This is a genomic window from Streptomyces sp. NPDC001351, assembly GCF_042896045.1.
Lineage (GTDB): Bacteria > Actinomycetota > Actinomycetes > Streptomycetales > Streptomycetaceae > Streptomyces.
On the sequence record NZ_JBIAWS010000008.1, the window covers coordinates 475,852 to 492,279 of the forward strand.

The 16,428-nt window shown below is 69.1% G+C and carries 19 protein-coding genes; 4 read left to right on the top strand and 15 right to left on the bottom strand.

From position 1 onward, the window contains the following. Positions 1-49: 49 nt before the first annotated feature. The 7 genes from ACFY1U_RS30310 to ACFY1U_RS30340 form a co-directional block, all read right to left on the bottom strand. Entirely contained in the window at positions 50-382 is a 333-nt protein-coding gene (locus ACFY1U_RS30310; protein WP_390697297.1) for a DUF2516 family protein, read from the bottom strand. Between the two features lie 131 nt (positions 383-513). Beyond that, positions 514-1,164, bottom strand: a complete 651-nt coding sequence (locus ACFY1U_RS30315) for a hypothetical protein (RefSeq protein WP_390697298.1) — start codon at positions 1,162-1,164, stop codon at positions 514-516. Positions 1,165-1,232: 68 nt separating this feature from the next. Continuing rightward, positions 1,233-1,859 (bottom strand): helix-turn-helix domain-containing protein, encoded by a 627-nt coding sequence (locus ACFY1U_RS30320; RefSeq protein WP_390697299.1) that lies wholly within the window; start codon positions 1,857-1,859, stop codon positions 1,233-1,235. Between the two features lie 103 nt (positions 1,860-1,962). Then, on the bottom strand, positions 1,963-2,829 hold the full coding sequence (locus tag ACFY1U_RS30325) for an RNA polymerase sigma-70 factor (RefSeq protein ID WP_390697300.1): 867 nt from the start codon (positions 2,827-2,829) through the stop codon (positions 1,963-1,965). Beyond that, positions 2,826-3,401: a carboxymuconolactone decarboxylase family protein gene (locus tag ACFY1U_RS30330; RefSeq protein ID WP_390697405.1), complete on the bottom strand. Its 576-nt coding sequence runs from the start codon at positions 3,399-3,401 to the stop codon at positions 2,826-2,828. Before ACFY1U_RS30330 ends, ACFY1U_RS30325 begins: the two co-directional genes overlap by 4 nt. Before the next feature lie 97 nt (positions 3,402-3,498). Continuing rightward, positions 3,499-3,996, bottom strand: coding sequence for an HAD domain-containing protein (locus ACFY1U_RS30335; protein WP_390697301.1), 498 nt, complete (start codon positions 3,994-3,996; stop codon positions 3,499-3,501). A gap of 11 nt (positions 3,997-4,007) precedes the next feature. Then, on the bottom strand, positions 4,008-4,631 hold the full coding sequence (locus tag ACFY1U_RS30340; RefSeq protein ID WP_390697302.1) for an RraA family protein: 624 nt from the start codon (positions 4,629-4,631) through the stop codon (positions 4,008-4,010). Positions 4,632-4,796: 165 nt separating this feature from the next. Between ACFY1U_RS30340 and ACFY1U_RS30345 the strand changes: the two genes are divergently transcribed. After that, a complete protein-coding gene (locus ACFY1U_RS30345; RefSeq protein ID WP_390697303.1) occupies positions 4,797-5,654 on the top strand; it encodes a nitroreductase/quinone reductase family protein in 858 nt (285 codons plus the stop codon). Positions 5,655-5,691: 37 nt separating this feature from the next. Here the strand turns inward: ACFY1U_RS30345 and ACFY1U_RS30350 are convergent, their stop codons facing one another. From ACFY1U_RS30350 to ACFY1U_RS30370, 5 genes are all read right to left on the bottom strand, one after another. Further along, entirely contained in the window at positions 5,692-7,713 is a 2,022-nt protein-coding gene (locus ACFY1U_RS30350) for a HelD family protein (RefSeq protein WP_390697304.1), read from the bottom strand. 68 nt (positions 7,714-7,781) lie between these two features. After that, a complete protein-coding gene (locus ACFY1U_RS30355) occupies positions 7,782-8,387 on the bottom strand; it encodes a TetR/AcrR family transcriptional regulator (RefSeq protein WP_390697305.1) in 606 nt (201 codons plus the stop codon). A gap of 44 nt (positions 8,388-8,431) precedes the next feature. Beyond that, positions 8,432-9,298 carry a hypothetical protein gene (locus ACFY1U_RS30360; RefSeq protein ID WP_390697306.1) on the bottom strand — a complete coding sequence of 289 codons (867 nt, stop codon included), beginning with the start codon at positions 9,296-9,298 and terminating at the stop codon, positions 8,432-8,434. A 46-nt stretch (positions 9,299-9,344) separates the two neighbouring features. Beyond that, positions 9,345-11,483, bottom strand: a complete 2,139-nt coding sequence (locus ACFY1U_RS30365; protein ID WP_390697406.1) for an aminoglycoside phosphotransferase family protein — start codon at positions 11,481-11,483, stop codon at positions 9,345-9,347. A gap of 315 nt (positions 11,484-11,798) precedes the next feature. After that, complete coding sequence (locus ACFY1U_RS30370) at positions 11,799-12,629, bottom strand: winged helix-turn-helix domain-containing protein (protein ID WP_390697307.1); 831 nt, start codon at positions 12,627-12,629, stop codon at positions 11,799-11,801. Between the two features lie 221 nt (positions 12,630-12,850). Between ACFY1U_RS30370 and ACFY1U_RS30375 the strand changes: the two genes are divergently transcribed. After that, on the top strand, positions 12,851-13,033 hold the full coding sequence (locus tag ACFY1U_RS30375) for a hypothetical protein (protein WP_390697309.1): 183 nt from the start codon (positions 12,851-12,853) through the stop codon (positions 13,031-13,033). On the opposite strand, the gene ACFY1U_RS30380 is transcribed toward ACFY1U_RS30375, so the two are convergent. Both ACFY1U_RS30380 and ACFY1U_RS30385 read right to left on the bottom strand, forming a co-directional pair. After that, complete coding sequence (locus ACFY1U_RS30380) at positions 13,024-13,731, bottom strand: HAD family hydrolase (protein ID WP_390697310.1); 708 nt, start codon at positions 13,729-13,731, stop codon at positions 13,024-13,026. The two genes, ACFY1U_RS30375 and ACFY1U_RS30380, sit on opposite strands and share 10 nt — an antisense overlap. Positions 13,732-13,760: 29 nt before the next feature. After that, positions 13,761-14,642 (bottom strand): FadR/GntR family transcriptional regulator, encoded by an 882-nt coding sequence (locus tag ACFY1U_RS30385; protein ID WP_390697311.1) that lies wholly within the window; start codon positions 14,640-14,642, stop codon positions 13,761-13,763. Positions 14,643-14,825: 183 nt separating this feature from the next. On the opposite strand from ACFY1U_RS30385, the gene ACFY1U_RS30390 reads away from it, so the two are divergent. After that, positions 14,826-15,014 carry a hypothetical protein gene (locus tag ACFY1U_RS30390; RefSeq protein ID WP_344399511.1) on the top strand — a complete coding sequence of 63 codons (189 nt, stop codon included), beginning with the start codon at positions 14,826-14,828 and terminating at the stop codon, positions 15,012-15,014. A gap of 54 nt (positions 15,015-15,068) precedes the next feature. Here the strand turns inward: ACFY1U_RS30390 and ACFY1U_RS30395 are convergent, their stop codons facing one another. Beyond that, complete coding sequence (locus ACFY1U_RS30395; RefSeq protein WP_390697407.1) at positions 15,069-15,908, bottom strand: GntR family transcriptional regulator; 840 nt, start codon at positions 15,906-15,908, stop codon at positions 15,069-15,071. Positions 15,909-16,164: 256 nt separating this feature from the next. Here ACFY1U_RS30395 and ACFY1U_RS30400 point away from each other — a divergent pair, with 256 nt between their 5' ends. After that, positions 16,165-16,350, top strand: a complete 186-nt coding sequence (locus ACFY1U_RS30400; RefSeq protein ID WP_390697312.1) for a hypothetical protein — start codon at positions 16,165-16,167, stop codon at positions 16,348-16,350. Positions 16,351-16,428 lie beyond the last annotated feature (78 nt).

Genomic DNA, 16,428 nt, shown 5'->3' on the forward strand with positions numbered 1-16,428 from the left:
TTCGCGCAGTTCCCCGCGCCCCTTCGGGCGCTCCCCTGACCGGCGGTTGTCAGCGGCCGCCGTTGTACGGGCCGTAAGGGCCGTCGCTGCTGGAGCCCCTGTGGTTGCGGCCGCCGCCTGCGAGGCCTCGGAGGGCCGGGCGGACGTCGACCATGTAGACGATGCTGGCGACCAGGCCTATGGCGGGCAGGAACGACAGGATCGGGAAGATGAGGTTCACCACGAAGGCGATGGCGAGGATGATCAGCCAGAACGGCTTTGTCTGCTTGCCGACCGCTCGGTAGCCGTCCTCGCGGCGGATGGCCGCGTCGAACAGCGCGAAACCGCTGAAAAGGATCAGGGCCATGCTCAGCAGCCACATCAACCCTGCGAATCCCTGCATCAGCACTACGTCCACCACCCGACTCGGCTTGTCCCTACGCGGTCACCGTACCCGTTCCCGAACACCGGCTACCCGCACAACGGGCCGGGCGCTCCAGGAGTGCCCGACCCGTTACCGATCACCCGTCCGGGTTACTTCGCGGGCGGCGTCGTCTTCTTCGCGGTGGTGGTCTTGCGGGCCGGCGCCTTCTTGGCGACGGGCTTCTTCGCCGGAGCGGCGGCGGCCGTGGGCTCGGCCGGCTTGGCGGCGTCTTCCTTGACCGTGACCGGCTCGGCCTTCGGCTCGACGGCGACGGCGAGCTCCTCGATCTCCTCGGCAGCCTCGCCGCGCCAGGTCTTCACGGCCTGCTCGCCGTGCTCGGCGACCTTCTCGTAGGTCTCGCGGGCCTTCACGGCGTACTCGGCGGCGACGCCGACACCGCGCAGCGCGAGGTCCTGGGCCGACTCGCCGAGCTTCTTCAGGTCGGCGTCGATGGTGGAGCCGAGCTTCTTGATGTCACCGTCGAGGGTCGCCAGGAACTCGGTGACCTTGGCCTGGAGGTTCTCCTGGGTCTCCTTGACCTTGGCGCCGGCCTCCTTGGCACGGGCCTGGGCCTTCTCCTGGACGGCCTTCGGGTCGGTGGTGCGGACGGCCTCGAAACGGGCCGGGGCCTCGGCGCGCAGCTGCTCCACGAGGCCGGGCACCTTCTTGGCCTGCTGAAGGGCCAGGTCGGCGGTGCCCGCGGCGAAGTAGAGCGGCGTCGGGTCGCTGAGGGTCTTACGGAGGTCGTCGGTGATGGCCATGGTGATGGTCCTCCCGGGTCGCTTGCAGCTGAGGGTTTTGGTTCCCGCGGGCAGCGTGGCCGGTCTGCTCAACCGGTGGGCCGCTGCGGGTCGTGCGGTTCGGCATCGTTGCCGTCGGACGTGCGGGTGCGGCGCGTGGCGGACCTGCGTCCGCCGGCCGTGCGGGTCTTGCGGGTACGGCGCTCACCGGTCTGCTCGCCGTCGTCCTCGCGGGGGCGGCGTATCGCGGTGTCGGTGTCCTGAGCGTCCTGGGTGTCCGTGGCGCCCTGGCCGGGCTCGGCGGACAGGATCACCGCGCCGGCCTCTGGGGGTGCCTCGATCACCTCGTCCGCCGTACTGGTGATCCCCAGCCCGTTCTCCTTGCGGAAGGACTCGTAGATCTGGAGCAGCACCTGCTTCTGCCGCTCGTTCAGCGTGGGGTCGGCGAGGATGACGGCGCGCGTCTCCACCTCGTCCCGGTCCCGCTCGGCGTCGAGGATGCCGGCGCGGACGTACAGCGTCTCGGCGGAGATCCGCAGCGCCTTGGCGACCTGCTGCAACACCTCCGCGCTCGGCTTGCGCAGCCCGCGCTCGATCTGGCTCAGATACGGATTGGACACCCCGGCGGCGTCGGCGAGCTGCCTGAGCGACAGCTGCGCGGTGCGCCGCTGCTCGCGCAGGTACTCGCCGAGATTGCCGACGTTGAGCGATGCCATGCCTCCACCTTGCACCACCCTCGCTAACTATTGCAAGCAGCTGCTTGCAATAGTGCGCCACGCCACTCGGTCGGGTGCACCACGGCTGTCGGGTGCACGACGGCTACCGCGCGAGCTCGGCCGGTGTGTCCAGCCGGGTCAGCTTGCGCGGGTTTCTCACCACGTAGATCCGGGTGACCCGGCCGTTGTCCACCGTGAGGCTCACCGTGGACGGTTCGCCGTCGAAGTCGATACGGCCGGCGGGCGCGCCGTTGAGCCATACGGTCGTCGCCGTGAGCGCCGCCACCTTGCGGTTCGCGCCCGCCAGCAGCTCGGCCACCACCTGGGCGCCGTGGACCGGAGCCAGAGCCGCCGCCACGATCCCGCCGCCGTCGGCGATCATGACGACGTCCGGTGCCAGGAGTTCCAGCAGCTCCTGCAGCTGCCCGGTCCGCAGCGCGGCCAGGAACCGTTCCACCACGGCCTGCTGCTCGGACCGGCTGACCCGCACCCGCGGGCGCCGGGCCGCCACGCGCTCGCGGGCCCGCCGTGCGATCTGCCGCACCGCGGCCGCGGACCTGCCCGTCGCCTCGGCGATCTCGCCGTACGGCAGCTCGAAGACCTCGCGCAGCACGAACACCGCCCGTTCCGTCGGCCCGAGGGTTTCGAGGACGGTCAGCATCGCGATCGAGACGCTCTCCGCGAGTTCGACGTCCTCGGCGACGTCCGGGCTGGTCAGCAGCGGCTCGGGGAGCCACTCGCCGACGTACTCCTCGCGGCTGCGCGACACGGTGCGCAGGCGGTTGAGCGCCTGCCGGGTCACGATCCGGACGAGGTAGGCCCGCGGGTCACGCACCTGTGCCCGGTCGACGCCGGCCCACCGCAGCCAGGACTCCTGCAGCACGTCCTCCGCGTCGGCCGCCGAGCCGAGCATCTCGTAGGCGACCGTGAACAGCAGGCGGCGATGGGCGACGAACGGGTCCTCGGTCATGCCGTGGTCACTTCGGGCGTACCCGGCCGCGCCGCCAGCGGGATCTCGCATGCCGCGGAGAAGCCCTGCGAGCTGACCCCGAGCGCCGTGTTGCTCCTGGTCGCGAGGTTGGCGAAGGCGATGCAGCCGGTGAGCTCGACCAGCGCCGCCGCGCCGAGTTCGGCCAGCAGGCGGGCGGACAACTCGTCGGTGACGGTCGGCGGCGTGTTCGTCATGGCCTCCGCGTACTCCATGACGTCCCGCTCCAGCGGTGTGAACACGTCCGACTCGCGCCAGCGCGGCACCTGGCTCGCCTTGGCCAGGTCCAGGTCCAGGTTCCGCGCCTGGAAGTAGTTGATGTCGAGGCACCAGCCGCAGCCGACCTGCGCGGCGACGGCCATGTGGGCGAACGACTTGAGGCTCTCGTCGGCCGCGTCCCAGGCGGCCACCCTGGCCCCCATCTCCGAGGACGCCTCGGCGACCGCGGGGTTGTGCCAGGTGGCCTCGAGCGGTTCGGGTACGACACCGAACCGCTCGGTCATGCTGTCGGCGACCTCACGGCTGATCTCGGCCTTCGGAACGCGCAGCGCCATGGTGATCTCCCTGTCCGTGTGCGTGCGTTGCCTGTTCGGCATGAAGACACCGCGGGGTCCGCGAATGTGACAGCGACAGGCACGCGCGGAGAGAGCGTCAGCTCCCGGCGGGGCGGCCCCTGAGCCACTCCTCCAGTACGGCGAAGTCCGCGTCGGTGAGCCCGTACCGGTGATCGACCCGGTGCAGCAGGGCGGGCGCCCGATGGTGTGCGGCGACCCAGGTGCGGTCGGCGGCGGTGATCTCGTCGTCGACCCAGACGAAGGGCCGGCCGGCCGCCCGGGCGACCAGGGGCCGGGTCTTCCAGTGCAGCGGCGCCGACGGCTCGTCCTCGTCCGGCCAGTCCACCGAGGGCAGCGGGGGCAGGCCAAGCCAGGGCGCCACGCACACGTTCGCGTCGTCCAGCCACGTCGTCGCCCACACCAGCTCGCAGTCCAGCGCGACCAGCCGCGCGCCGAGCGCGGGGTCGATGCGCTCCAGCAGCGGCTGCCCGGCGACCGCTGCCCGCGGCAGCGGAAAGCGCGGCTCGTACGAGGGATACGGGTGCGCCGAGCCGAACGGGATCAGCGTTCCGTCGATGTCGAGGAAGAGAAGCATCAGGGACAGGATCAGCCCTCGAAACCCTGCTCCGCCAGGATCTTGTCGATGCGTGCCCGGTGGGCCGCCTCCCACGCGTCCAGCGATTCGTCGGCCTCCTTCGCGAGCTTGGCCCGGGCCGCCGCGAGCACCTCGTCGCCTCGCGCGGCGGGCACGGCGACGACGCCCTCCTCGTCGGCCACGACGATGTCACCGGCCTCTACCCGCACGCCACCGCACGTCACCGGCTCGCCCAGCGGCCGTACGGCCGACTTGGCGCCCGGGATCGGGATGACACCCCGGGCGAACACCGGGAACCGTGCCTGACGCACCTCGGCGAGGTCGCGGATCAGCCCGTCCAGCACGAAGGCCTCGACGCCCCGCCGCTGGGCGACGGCGCAGACGTTGCCGCCCGCGAGCGCCCAGTCCAGGTCTCCGGACTCCACGACGACGACCGATCCGCGCCCGGCGCGGTGGATGGCCGCGTGCAGCATCAGGTTGTCGCCGGGCGGGCAGCTGACGGTGAAGGCCGGTCCGGCCACCCGGCCGTGCGGTCCCCACAGGGGGCGGATCCCGATGTCCATGACCTGTCCGCGGCCCAGGAGGTCGGCGAGGGTGGTGGTGGGAATGGTCCGGAACTCGATGGCGTCAGTCATACGCCGGACGTTATCGTCCAGTACATGACTGCCGGGTCGGCCTTGTGCCGTGAGCGAGTCGGGTGCCCGGCCTCTGAGTGAGGCCAGGGCGGGCGCGAAGCCCGCCACTTTCTCTGCGTCGCCTTCGCATCCTTCGGAAGACACCAACTGCAGAGAAAGAAGAGAATGCCCGACGAGGACAACAAGAAGTTCATCGACTTCAACCAGCAGGTCATCGATGAGTTCCGCGCTCATCACGGCCGCGTCGGCGGCCCCTTCGAGGGTGGCCGGCTGCTCCTGCTGACCACCACCGGCGCCCGCACCGGGAACCCGCACACCAATCCCGTCGCCTATTTCCCCGACGGCGGCGAACGGGTCCTGGTCATCGCCTCCGCGGGCGGCTCCCCCAAGCACCCGGACTGGTACCACAACCTCCTCGCCAACCCCCGGGTCACCGTGGAGAGCGGTGTGTTCACGTACGAGGCCGAGGCCGTCGTACTGACCGGAGAGGAGCGGGAGCAGGCCTGGGCGCGGGCGGTGGAGGCCGACCCCGGCTGGGCGGAGTACCAGAGGAAGACCGAGCGGGTCATCCCGGTGGTCGCCCTGCGCGCGATCACCAACGGCGGCCCGGGGAAGATCAACGCCTCCTCGCCGGGCGAGGCGATCAAGGTGGTGCACGACGCCTTCCGCCGTGAACTGGCCCTGATCCGCAAGGAGATGGCGGCGGGCAACGGCACTCTCGGCGCCCAGCTGCGCGTCAACTGCCTGACCTTCTGCCAGGGGCTGCACCACCACCACACCGGCGAGGACACGATGATGTTCCCGTTCCTCGCCGACCGTCGTCCCGAAGCAAACCCGGTACTCAAACGCCTGAGCGAGGAGCACCAGCAGATCGCCGCCCTGGTGGCGGAGCTGCGCCGCGCGCTGGCCGACGAGGACCCGGCAGCCGCCCGCGCCGAGGTCGAGCGCCTCACCCGCGACCTCGAAGCCCATCTGACGTACGAGGAGCAGGAGTTGATCCCCCTCCTCGACGCCCCGGCCTGACCCGCGGGCGGCCGCTGCCTGCCTCGGCCCTTTCGGGCTAGAACGGCAGCGGCCGCCCGTGCACCACATCCAGCCGCGAGACCGCCCGGGTCAGCACCACATACAGCCGGTGCAGCCCGCGCGCCTCCGCCTCCGCGATCGCCGCGGGCTCGACGGCGACGACATGGTCGTACTCGAGTCCCTTGACGAGGGCCGCCGGTACGACGGTCACGCGGGCGCCCAGCTCGTCCGGTCCCGCGGCCTTGATCCCGGCCGCGCCGAGCGCCTGTGTCACCCGTTCCACGTCGGCGTCGGCGGCGACGACCCCGACCGATCCCTCATGACCGAGCGCGTCGCGTACGGCGTCCACGACCGCGCCCGGCAGATCGGCCCCCGCCTCCCGCACCCTCAACTCGCCGTCCCCGCGCAGGGACCGCCCCGCCGGAACGTCGACGTCCAGCCGCTCCAGCAGCCGGTTGGCGAGCGCGACGACGGCCCCGGGCACCCGGAACCCGGTCGTCAGCGGCACCACGGCCGCGTCCGGTTTCCCCAGGTGCCGCAGGACCGTGTCCCAGGAGCGCGCCGCCCAGGGCGTGGTCCCCTGCGCCAAGTCGCCGAGCACGGTGAGCGACCCGAAGGGCGCGCGCCGCGCGATGGCCCGGCACTCCATCGGGGAGAGGTCCTGCGCCTCGTCGACGACGACATGGCCGTACCCCTCCGGATGCCCGACGAGCCCGGCGACCTCGTCGAGGAGCACCAGGTCGGCGGCCGACCAGCGGGCCGACTTCCACGACCGCGGAGGCCTGGCCCACAGCAGTGCCCGCTGCTCGTCGGCGTCCAGCAGCCCGTCGGCGGCGACGGCCAACGCCCTTGCATCGGCGAGCAGTCGGGCGAGGACCTCCTCGGGCCGCACCCGAGGCCACACGGCGTCGAGATGCTCCCGGACCGCCCGCGCCCGCGAGATCTTCTGCACCCAGGCGTTCGACTGCGGCCCGGCCCGCCGCTCGGCCTGCGCCTGAACGCACCGCACGACCCGCATCCGCACCCGCTCGCGCCCGATCCCGTACGGCGGCTCCTCACGGCGTACGCCCTCGACGATCCGCACGAGTTCGCCGGCCCCGACCCGCCACCGGTACGAGCCGTCGTCCACCGAGAGGGGCTCGACCCCGTCGCTGGAGACATGCGCGTACAGCGCCCGGCGCAGCACCTGAGCCATCCGGGCGTCGTGCTTGACGACGGCGGCGCGCTCGCTGTCGGTCCCCCTGACCGGGTGCGCGGCGATCTCCTCCTGGAGGGTCGACTGCCGTACGCCGGTCTCACCGAGGGCCGGAAGCACCTGGGAGATGTAGGAGAGGAAGGTCCGGTTGGGCCCCAGGATGAGCAGTCCGCCGCGCTTCATGCGCTGCGGATGGGTGTAGAGGAGATAGGCGGCGCGGTGCAGCCCGACGGCGGTCTTGCCGGTGCCGGGAGCGCCCTGCACGCACACGGAAACGCCCAGGTCCCCTCGTACGAGATCGTCCTGCTCGGGCTGGATGGTCGCCGCGATGTCCCGCATGGGGCCGACGCGGGGCCGTTCGATCTCCCGGGCGACGATGTCGCTCGCCCGGGACTCGCCCCGGTCGAGGTGCTCGTCCTCGAGGCCGGTGAGGTCGGCGGAGTCGCCGCGGCTGCCGGGGGCCCAGCCGAACCTGCGCCGGACCGCGACGCCCTGCGGGTCGCCGGCGCTCGCCTGGTAGAAGGCGCGGGAGACGGGCGCCCGCCAGTCGACGACCAGGGGCGGGGCGGCGACGTCCTCGCTGATCCTGAGCCGCCCGATGTGCAGCGACTGCTCGGCGGTGTCCAGCCGCCCGAAGAACAACGGCCCCTCGGGCAGCTCGCGCATCTCCTTCGCCCGGCTGCGCAGCCGGTACCCGAGCACCTCCGCGTCGGCACCGGAGGCGGAGACGTCCTCGCCGGTGACGACGTGCTCCTGGGCACCGTCGACCATGGCGGCGAGTGCTCTGCGGCAGCGGTCGTGGTGGGCGCGTTCGCGGTGGAGGGACTCTCTCAGTGCGGGCGGGGCGGGATCGGCTGACGTCATGGGTACGAGACTACCCAACAAACGTAACCGAGTTAAATTTTTTACCGAGTCTCACGCCGGCTCGCGGCTCAGGCGAAGTGCGGCAACGCGGCCGCCAGCACCCCGAACGCCCGCTCCGCCGCAGCCACGGCATCTGCCTGTACGTCCTCCACCCGCTCCCCCTCGGCGATCCGCCGCCAGTTCTCCATCGCGAGGATCCGCTGCACGGCAACGATCTGCCCGGCGGCGAGCCGCCCCTCCAGCCCACCGCCGAGGGCCTCGGCCAGAGCGGCCTCGGACCGCTGCTGGTAGGCGTACACACGGGCGACGAGGCTGGGGGTCCCGTAGAGGAGGGAGTGAAAGGCGAGCACCTGCGGATGGTCGTTCAGCCCGGTGACCGGATCGCCCCGCTCCAGCCCGTCGAGGAAGTGCCGCCGCAGCGCGGCGAGCGGCGTGGGCCCCCCGGCCACGACCCGAGCGGCCTCCCCCTCGTGATCGGCGATCCGGTGCAGGACGAGATCCTCCTTCGCCGGGAAGTACCGGAAGAGGGTCGGCTTGGAGATCCCGGCGGCGGCGGCGACCTCGGCGACGGAGACGGCGTCGAAGCCGCGCTCCAGGAACAGCCGGATGGCGATCTCGGAGACGTCTTGGTACATCCGCTGCTTTTTGCGTTCACGCAGGCCGGGCTCGGTCATGCCCCTGAGCGTACGCACTGCGCACCGGCGGGGGGGGCGGACGATCACGGTGCCGGATGCCGCCGCCACTGCGGCACCCGCGCCAGCTTCCACAGGTCGTCGAAATGCTTGTTCCATCTGGCGACGGCCTCTTCGGCGGCAGCGGAACCCTGCAGGGACCACACGTTGAGGTCGGTCTTGTAGCCCTTGGGATCGAAGTACTCGTTGCCCATGTAGTGCATCCGCGCGGACAGGTCGTACAGGCCGTGGAGAACCTGCTTGCGGTTGAAGATGCAGATCTTGTCACGCGGAATGCCGGGGTAGAAGCGGTACTCGCACTCAACGACCATCCGGCCGGTTCCGGTGAGCCGCTCTGCCAGATCGGACAGCATGTCGTCGTACTCGCTGCACTTCTGCTCACACCGCCTGCGAAAGGCTTCGTCGTCCTCGGGCTTCCCTTCAGCGTCGACCTTGGAGGGCACGAGCATCGGCAACCCGAAGTCCGGCACCATCATGCGGATCGAGACCCTCCGGGTGGGTCCCTGATTGTCGAAGAGATCCTCGAGGCGGTGGTAGAGGGCGTGGTACAGGGTCTCGCCCGTGTAGCCGAGGAAGCTGATCTCGACCTTCCGGGCATGGAAGGCCTCACTGACGAAGCTGCCCAGCTCACTGGAGTTCACGAGGGCGCGGGCCGGGGCCCTGACGGACGAGGCCAGTTCCTTGACCTGGTCGTACAGCACGTACCCGACCAGGCTCAGCAGCGCGCCGACGAGGTACACCTTGCCTTCCAGCGCATCGCCGACCGGCTTGACGAACTGTCCGATCAGCCCGATGGCGAAGATTCCGAGCAACAGGACCCGGGTCACCACCGGTTCCCAGCGCTCCTGTTGACGCCTGAGCCACCGCCCCAGCGCCGCCCCCCGTTCCGGCACGACTCCCCCATCCGGGGATGTCGTGATCCCCCCATGCATGGTCCCTTCAAGCAAGGGCACGGGCAAGATAGGGGTTCGCGGCCGGACGGACCGGCAGGCCCAGCGATCCGGTGGCTGCCGCGAGGGTCATCGCGTACGAGTCCACGGCCCGCCGTACGTTGGGGGCATCCAGGCTTGCTCCGGTGACCAGGCGGTCGAGGTCCACATACGCGGACCGCACAATCTCGATCCAGCGGTAGACCCGCCAGTCCTTCGGCCAGTCGACGGTGTACTCGGAAGGCAGCCGCTGCTGCCAGCGGCGGAACATCCGGTCACGGATCTCCGGCCGCGTCGGAGTGAGATGCATGTGTCGGACGAGGTCATAGAGGGGATCGCCGACCATCGCCATCTCCCAGTCGATGATGGTCAGCGCCAGGTCGTCGTCGCGGCGGACGAGGTTCCAGGGGTTCAGGTCGCCGTGCAGCAGGGCAGGCGTCCGGTGGCTGACCGTGTGGCGCGCCAGGATCTGCGCCAGCATGTCGGCTCCGGGCAGCCCGAGAACGCGGGCCAGCTGCTGCGATTCCTTCGGCAACTCCCGTACCAGGGACACCAGCTGATCGCTGAGCCAGCCGTAGAACCTCCCCTGGCCCGCGAGCGGGTCGACCTGAAGGTAGTCGACCTTCGTCAGCGCGCAGAGCTGATCGACCAGCCTGTCCGCCTCACGCGGCAGCAGACCGTTCACCGGGTGATCGGGCGGCCTGTAGGGATGACAGGGCCCGACGTAGGTATGGATGGCGAAGGGGGCCCCGTCATGGTTCCAACCCAGTGCCAGGATCCTGGGGGCCGCCACCTCGACACCCGACTTCTCGATGGCACCCAGTACCGCATGCTCGCTGAGAAAGCCCCGCTCACGTCGGCGCACACCGGGCACGGCGCGTCTCACGACGACGCGGGAGTCGACGTTCGGCACGCTCACCACCGTGTTGACGTGCGCGGTCCCTTTGAACACCCTGCTGCCGGACGCCGCACCCTCTGCCTGAAGCGCGTCACTCACAGCCCGCTCAGGGAAGTCGGGTCGCTCGAGAACCCGCTCGTCGCGGTGCCAGTCGGCGCCCGTGGCATACAGACCCAGGCCATCGCCGGTGCGGGAGGCCCGCCACTGCACGAGGACCTGCTCGATCGCGCGCTCGCTCGGCACCTTCGCCAGTCGCAGCGGCTCCGCAGCAGCCTCCAGGGCACGGCGCACCGCCTGCGTCGCCGCGTCCAGGCCCTTCTGGTCGGTCGGGCCCTGCAGGGTCTGTGCCGCACGCATCACGTCGGGATAGACGGACTGCGCCCGCTCGAAGGCGACGTAGTGACGCAGGTCCTTGTTCGCACCGTTAACAGCGGCCGGTCGGACCTGCTCCATGGCGTCCGCCCACGCATTCACGACCTCGTCCCATTGGTCGGCTGGGTACTGCATCCGGACCAGATGCGTCGCGAGATCGTGCAGAGGATCGCCGTAGGTGGCCAGTTCCCAGTCCACGCAGATGAGAGGCGAGTCGCCGGCGTACGACATGATCAGGTTGTCGCGGTGCAGGTCCGCGTGGAGCAGGCTGTAGGGACGCGCCGCCATGGCCGGCACCCGCTCGGCCAGCCGGATCAGGGCGTCCTCCGGGAGGCCGAGCTTCGCGAACAGGGCTCCGAAGCCAGGCCAATTGGGCTGCCTGATCTGAGAGTTCGCCAACAACGCCAGCGTCCGCAGGAAGCCCTGACTGTCCGTGTGGTCGTGAGGCCAGATCGACGGCAGCGTCGGCAGAGCCGCCAGGCGCACCTGCGTCATCCCCGCGAGGAGGTCGGCCAGCGCCCTTATGAGAAGGGTATCGACGGGCTTGCCGTTCCCGCAGACACTCGAAAGAGGGATGCCCTCCACATAACTGTGGATGGCGAATCCGTCCCCTTGGAACAGACATTCCGGCACATTGGGCAGCACGCCCCTGATGGCCCGAAGGATCTCCGCCTCGTTGTTCCAGGTCCTGATCACGACAGGAAGCGCCTCGGCACGCCGAATACGCACAGTGACGTAAGTCTCGGGATCACGATTCAGCAACCGCGCGACGGGCGCCGTCAGGGGTAGCACGTAGTTCTGATTGTGGAAGCCGTTGCTTGCCTGGCCTGATGCCCCCGCACGCGCCACGAACGCCTGGTAGGTGTCCGCGGGTCGCACCTCGTCAGCGTGCGTCCCGGCAGTGGCATGAGGGACAGGCCACGTATCCACTGACCCTCCGGCATATTGGCTCGACAGGTGGCAAAACAGCTGCACTAACCGCAGAGTGATACACGGAACGGCCAGAATCACAGTCGAGAGTGCGCAATGGGTGGTTTGCCACTCTTCTGTACCTGACCGCTTGAGATTGGCGTAGTTTTTGCCATCTCTTACGCATGAACCGGAGCTGTTGTTCACCGGGGATGGCGGGCATGTTAGCGCATTGCCGTGTCGATGAAATATCGCCGACTTGAGCCTCTGACACGCTGCGTGACATCACTCGGGCGTGGCAAGCCGCTCCCATACCGAGTCGAACCAGGCCTGCATGCTGTCCACGAACACCGAGCCGGGCGAGTCGGGATCGGCGTCCTTCACATGATGGGTCAGCACGGTGCCCAGCCCCAGAACATCGAGAGCCGAAACGACCTCGCCGGAATCCAGCTCCATCTGACGCTCGATCACTTCGTACATGCCGTGCAGGGCTTCGACACCGTTGAGCAGATAGAGCTTGAAGGCCGGGGTGAGGGGTACGTAGCGGATCTGCACGTCGACGTCTTGGACCAGCTTCTCCGTCTTCAGGTCTTTCAGCAGCCCGCGCAGTGAGTCCGTATGCCGCTCGGTGATGTCCAGCATCCGCCGCCACGGGCGCAGGTCGTCCTTGTCGCCACTGATCCGCGGATAGGGAGGGGGCAGCGTCCTGTCGGGCAGCAGCATGCGCAGAGCGATCCGCTCCGGTGTGATCAAACGACCGTGAATGCGCTCCGCCTGAAGGCGGATGTGCGCGTCCAGCGACTCGGACGTCAACGTGTAGACATCCAGGGTGACTTCGGGCTGCTCGAACGCCTCGCTGATGAGTGGCCCCAGAGTCATACCGCGCGGCGTCCTGCTGGCTTTGGGCGTCGACGACTGTATGCGCTGGGTCTTGATGACGCGCGACCCGCTGCCCTGCCGCGACTCGATCCAGCCCTCGCTGGCCAGCTCCCGCAGCGCCCGTTGGACCGTGTCCCGGGAGACGCCGAACTCCTCGGCCAGATCACGCTGCGAGGGAAGGAAGGAACCTCGCGCATACGTACCGTCGGTCATACGGGCCCGCAGCTCGTCGGACACCCGCTGGAACTCCCTGCCGCCACCGTCTGCACTCTGCTGACCGTCCACCTCTCGAACCTACCGCCCCCAGCCCACTTTCACACCACTTCCAGTCAACTGAACGGCCGAATTGGTATGGCTGATTAAGGATCAGACGGGCGGGGCAGACCAATCTCAGGCCAGCCAGTCCAATTGGGCGGCTAGTTGATAGGTCGACCGGAAGTGGATGGGAGGTGGGGGGAATGTTCCTGTTCCAGGTGTGCTGGGGACTGGCCCAACTGGTCCTGGGCATGCGGGCGCAGGCGCGCTTGGGTGTGGTCGGTGTGCTGCTCCTGTTGGTGATCGGCGCGGCTGTGCGGGTGCGGCGCACCGGGCTCGCCGTGACGGCCGCCGTCATGTTCACGCTGCTGATGACTCACGCCTGATCTCTGAGCAGCTTCAGGAGCCACTCGAGCGACATCACGACGGACGTGGCGCCAGCGTCGCGCAGCTGCTTCTTCTTGGCCTCGTTACGCGCGTAACCGAGAAAGGGAACACCCGCCTTGCGGGCCGCCTCGCAGTCGGTGGGGGTGTCCCCGATGAACAGGGCGCCGGTGGGGGCCACGCCCATGGCTGTCAGGGCGCGGTTGAGGTAGTGGGGGTGGGGCTTGAGGTACTGGAGGTCGTGGGTGCGGCCGTAGATGTGCGGCATGAAGCACTCGAGCAGGCCCCGACCGGCCAGGTAGGCGTGAACGACCTTCGGGGAGTTGTTGGTCGCTATCGCCAACCGTGCACCGACCGCCTTCCAGGTGCGGATCAGCGGGTCGGCGTACGGGGTCGGCTGGGCCTTGGGGACCGCCCGCAGTTCTTCCTGGGTGAGACGTTCCTCCACCTCCAGCACCAGGTCACTGTCGGGGTGCCGGCGGTCGACCGCGCGCAGTACCGCGTGGGGGTCCTCGGTGTCCCGCTCGTCCTCCGTGAGGAGATCGTGCAGCCCCCGGCCTTCGAGCCAGTCCACCAGGTCGGTCGCCACCCCCTCCGCCGAGTGCCCGGCGAACAGCCGGCAGATCGGTCCGTCGAAGTCCCAGAGCACGACGCGGGCGTGCCCGATCAGCTCCTGCAGTCGCTCGGTCTGTGCCGCCATCGGATCAGTCTGCGTCGTATCACTAGTCACTAGGAGAGTGTCAGGTCCGTCGTGATGGTTTCCCAGAGGGCGTCGAACCACTTCTGGGATTCCTCCACGAACGCCCCGTCCCGCTGCCCGGCTCGTTTGACGAAGGAGAAGAGGACCGACGCGGAGCCGAGGGCGTCGTACATCTCCAGGGTCTGGCTCTGCCACTCCTCCGCCCGCTTGGTGGGGATGTAGTAGCCGATCAGCGCCTCCTCGCCGTTGAGCATGTACAGCTTCACCGGAGGCGTGAAGGGGAGCGCGCGGAATGTGACCCGCACATCGATACCGTGCGTGGACCGGATGGCCTGCAGGTTGTGGCGGAGCACCTGCGCCTGCGCGTCGCGCATCGAGAGCCATCGCTTGTGGACCATGTCGTCCTCGTCGCTGCCCTCGACCAGCACGGGAAAGGCGAGATTGATGTCGCGGCTCGGCAGCAGGACCCGGAACGTGATCGACTCGGGCCGTATGCGGCCCTCGTGGATCATGCGAAGCGGCTCGCTGAGGGCCAGCAGCAGCGTCTCGGACGTATGGCACACCACGTCGACGCGGACCCGCTGCGCCGAGAACGCCTCCGTCAACCGCGGCGCCAGCCCCACCATCGTCGGCTGCGGCTCCCCCCGAGCGGGCGCCGGCGGCTCCGCGATCCGTGGTGGGCTTCCCTTGCTGACATTGCTGAGCAACCCGTCTTGCTGGAGGGCGCGCAGGGCCTGGCGGACCGCGCCGCGTTCCACGCCGAACTCGTCTGCCAGTTCGGCCTGGGTGGGCAGGCGGTCTCCGGCCTTGAGGTCGCCGTTGCTGATCCGTTCCCGCAGGATGTCGGCGATCTCCTGGGGCGAGAGCCTTCTGCTGCCGTTCACTGCCACGTTCTCCTGGGTCACGACCAAACGCTACAACTCGGATCCATCTATCGGGAGTTGTTTGGGACTTGTTTATAAGTGGCTGCCAAGTGGGGATAACTTACTTGGAGTTGGTTGCCAACTCTGTTCAGTTGGCGGAAGTTTTGCTTCCTTGGACCGCCTCGCCCCCCACGCACCGTCCCGCCCGCGAAGCCCGAAGGGGGAACCACCATGCCCGTCCTCGCCCTCCTCTCCGCCGTCTTCGTCGTCGGCATCGAGCAGACCGTTCAGTGGAAGTACGGCGCCACCGGCATCATCGGTCTGCTGCTGCTCACCATAGGCATCAAGGCGAAGAACCCGGCCGTCAGCTCCATCGGGGCCGTCGTGCTCGCCCTGCTGGTCGCGGGGCCCGCTCTGTGAGCGGAAGGCGGTCTGCGGCCCGCTCGGCCGCTGTCCCCGTCGCTGTGGGAGACGTCAGCTCGTGAGCACAAGCTCCGAACTGATCGTCTCCCACAGTGCGTTGAACCACAGGTGCGACTGCTCGACGAAGGTCGTGTCGCGCAGGCCGGCGCCCTGATCGAAGGCGAACAGCATGGACTGGGTGCCCTCGGCGTCGTACATCTCCAGGTACTCGTGGTCGATCTCCTCCTCGCGTCGCGTGAGCGTGTAGTACGCGAAGAGCGCCTCCATGCCGTTGAGCAGGTACAGCTTCACGGGCGGGGTGAAGGGCAGGGCGCGGAAGGTGATGTTCACATCGATGCCGTGTGTGGCGCGCAGGGCCAGCAGGTTGTGCTGGAGCACCTGGCCCTGGGCATTGCGATTGGCCAGCCAGCGGCGCTGCAGCCGGCCGTCGGCGGAGGGGTCCACCGGGGTCGGGAAGGCCAGGTCGATGTCGTGGCTGGGCAGCAGTACGCGGACGTCCAGCCTGGCCGGTTTCAGCTGTCCGGCGTGGATCCGGCGCAGCGGTTCGCCGATGGCGAGGGTCAGCGAGACGGCGGTCAGACAGAGGGCGTCTATCTCCACGTGTTGCGCGGCGAAGGCCTCCGCTATGCGTGGGGCCAGGGCCACCATGGTCGGCAGCGGCGGGGCTCCGGGGCCGGTCAGGGCCTTGCTCAGGCCCAGGTCGGGGGCGACGGTGGCGGGGGCACCCTTCGACACGTTGGTCAGCAGGTGCTCCGACTGCAGGATGCGCAGGGCCTCGCGTACCGCGCCGCGTTCGACGCCGAACTCCTCGGCCAGTTTCGCCTGCGTGGGCATGCGTTGACCCGGTTTGAGCTCGCCCGACCTGATGCGGGCGCGCAGCTTGTCTGCCACGTCTCGGTGCGACATCTGTGACGCCTGTGGCCGCTGCGACCTCTTCCGTCCATTGACGGAGGCGTGTTTCGGGTCCACGACCAAACACTACAACTTCCCGCCATCTTTCGGCAGTTCCAGGGAAGGTGGTTATAAGCCGCTTCCAAGCGGAGATAAGTAGAGAGAAGTTGGTAGCCAACTTCAACAACATGGTCAAACTTCAAGAGGGTTGGCCGCAACCAGGCGTCCGCCTCCCCGTCCCGAAGGAGGGACCGCCATGCCGCTCGTCGCCCTCGTCGTCGCCGCCCTCGCCATCGGATTCGAGAACCTCGTCCAGTGGAAGTACGGGCCGATGGGCATCATCGCCTTCGCCGCCCTGTCCATCGGACTCAAGGCCAGGAACACCACGATCAGCGGCATCGGAGCGGTCATCCTCGTGATGCTGCTCGCCCAGTCCGGCTGAGCCCCGGCGAGCCCGAGGGGTTCGCCGACCCAGGATCCGGCTGGCCGGGCTCCCTTCCGGAGGGGAGCCGGGAGCCCG

Bases quoted from the DNA above. Each gene is read 5' to 3' on its own strand.
- ACFY1U_RS30325 (WP_390697300.1), bottom strand. From the start codon at position 2,829: ATGACCGAGGACCCGTTCGTCGCCCATCGCCGCCTGCTGTTCACGGTC.
- ACFY1U_RS30350 (WP_390697304.1), bottom strand. From the start codon at position 7,713: ATGACGTCAGCCGATCCCGCCCCGCCCGCACTGAGAGAGTCCCTCCAC.
- ACFY1U_RS30320 (WP_390697299.1), bottom strand. From the start codon at position 1,859: ATGGCATCGCTCAACGTCGGCAATCTCGGCGAGTACCTGCGCGAGCAG.
- ACFY1U_RS30335 (WP_390697301.1), bottom strand. From the start codon at position 3,996: ATGCTTCTCTTCCTCGACATCGACGGAACGCTGATCCCGTTCGGCTCG.
- ACFY1U_RS30400 (WP_390697312.1), top strand. From the start codon at position 16,165: ATGCCGCTCGTCGCCCTCGTCGTCGCCGCCCTCGCCATCGGATTCGAG.
- ACFY1U_RS30355 (WP_390697305.1), bottom strand. From the start codon at position 8,387: ATGACCGAGCCCGGCCTGCGTGAACGCAAAAAGCAGCGGATGTACCAA.
- ACFY1U_RS30390 (WP_344399511.1), top strand. From the start codon at position 14,826: ATGCCCGTCCTCGCCCTCCTCTCCGCCGTCTTCGTCGTCGGCATCGAG.
- ACFY1U_RS30330 (WP_390697405.1), bottom strand. From the start codon at position 3,401: ATGGCGCTGCGCGTTCCGAAGGCCGAGATCAGCCGTGAGGTCGCCGAC.
- ACFY1U_RS30345 (WP_390697303.1), top strand. From the start codon at position 4,797: ATGCCCGACGAGGACAACAAGAAGTTCATCGACTTCAACCAGCAGGTC.
- ACFY1U_RS30380 (WP_390697310.1), bottom strand. From the start codon at position 13,731: ATGGCGGCACAGACCGAGCGACTGCAGGAGCTGATCGGGCACGCCCGC.
- ACFY1U_RS30310 (WP_390697297.1), bottom strand. From the start codon at position 382: ATGCAGGGATTCGCAGGGTTGATGTGGCTGCTGAGCATGGCCCTGATC.
- ACFY1U_RS30375 (WP_390697309.1), top strand. From the start codon at position 12,851: ATGTTCCTGTTCCAGGTGTGCTGGGGACTGGCCCAACTGGTCCTGGGC.
- ACFY1U_RS30315 (WP_390697298.1), bottom strand. From the start codon at position 1,164: ATGGCCATCACCGACGACCTCCGTAAGACCCTCAGCGACCCGACGCCG.
- ACFY1U_RS30340 (WP_390697302.1), bottom strand. From the start codon at position 4,631: ATGACTGACGCCATCGAGTTCCGGACCATTCCCACCACCACCCTCGCC.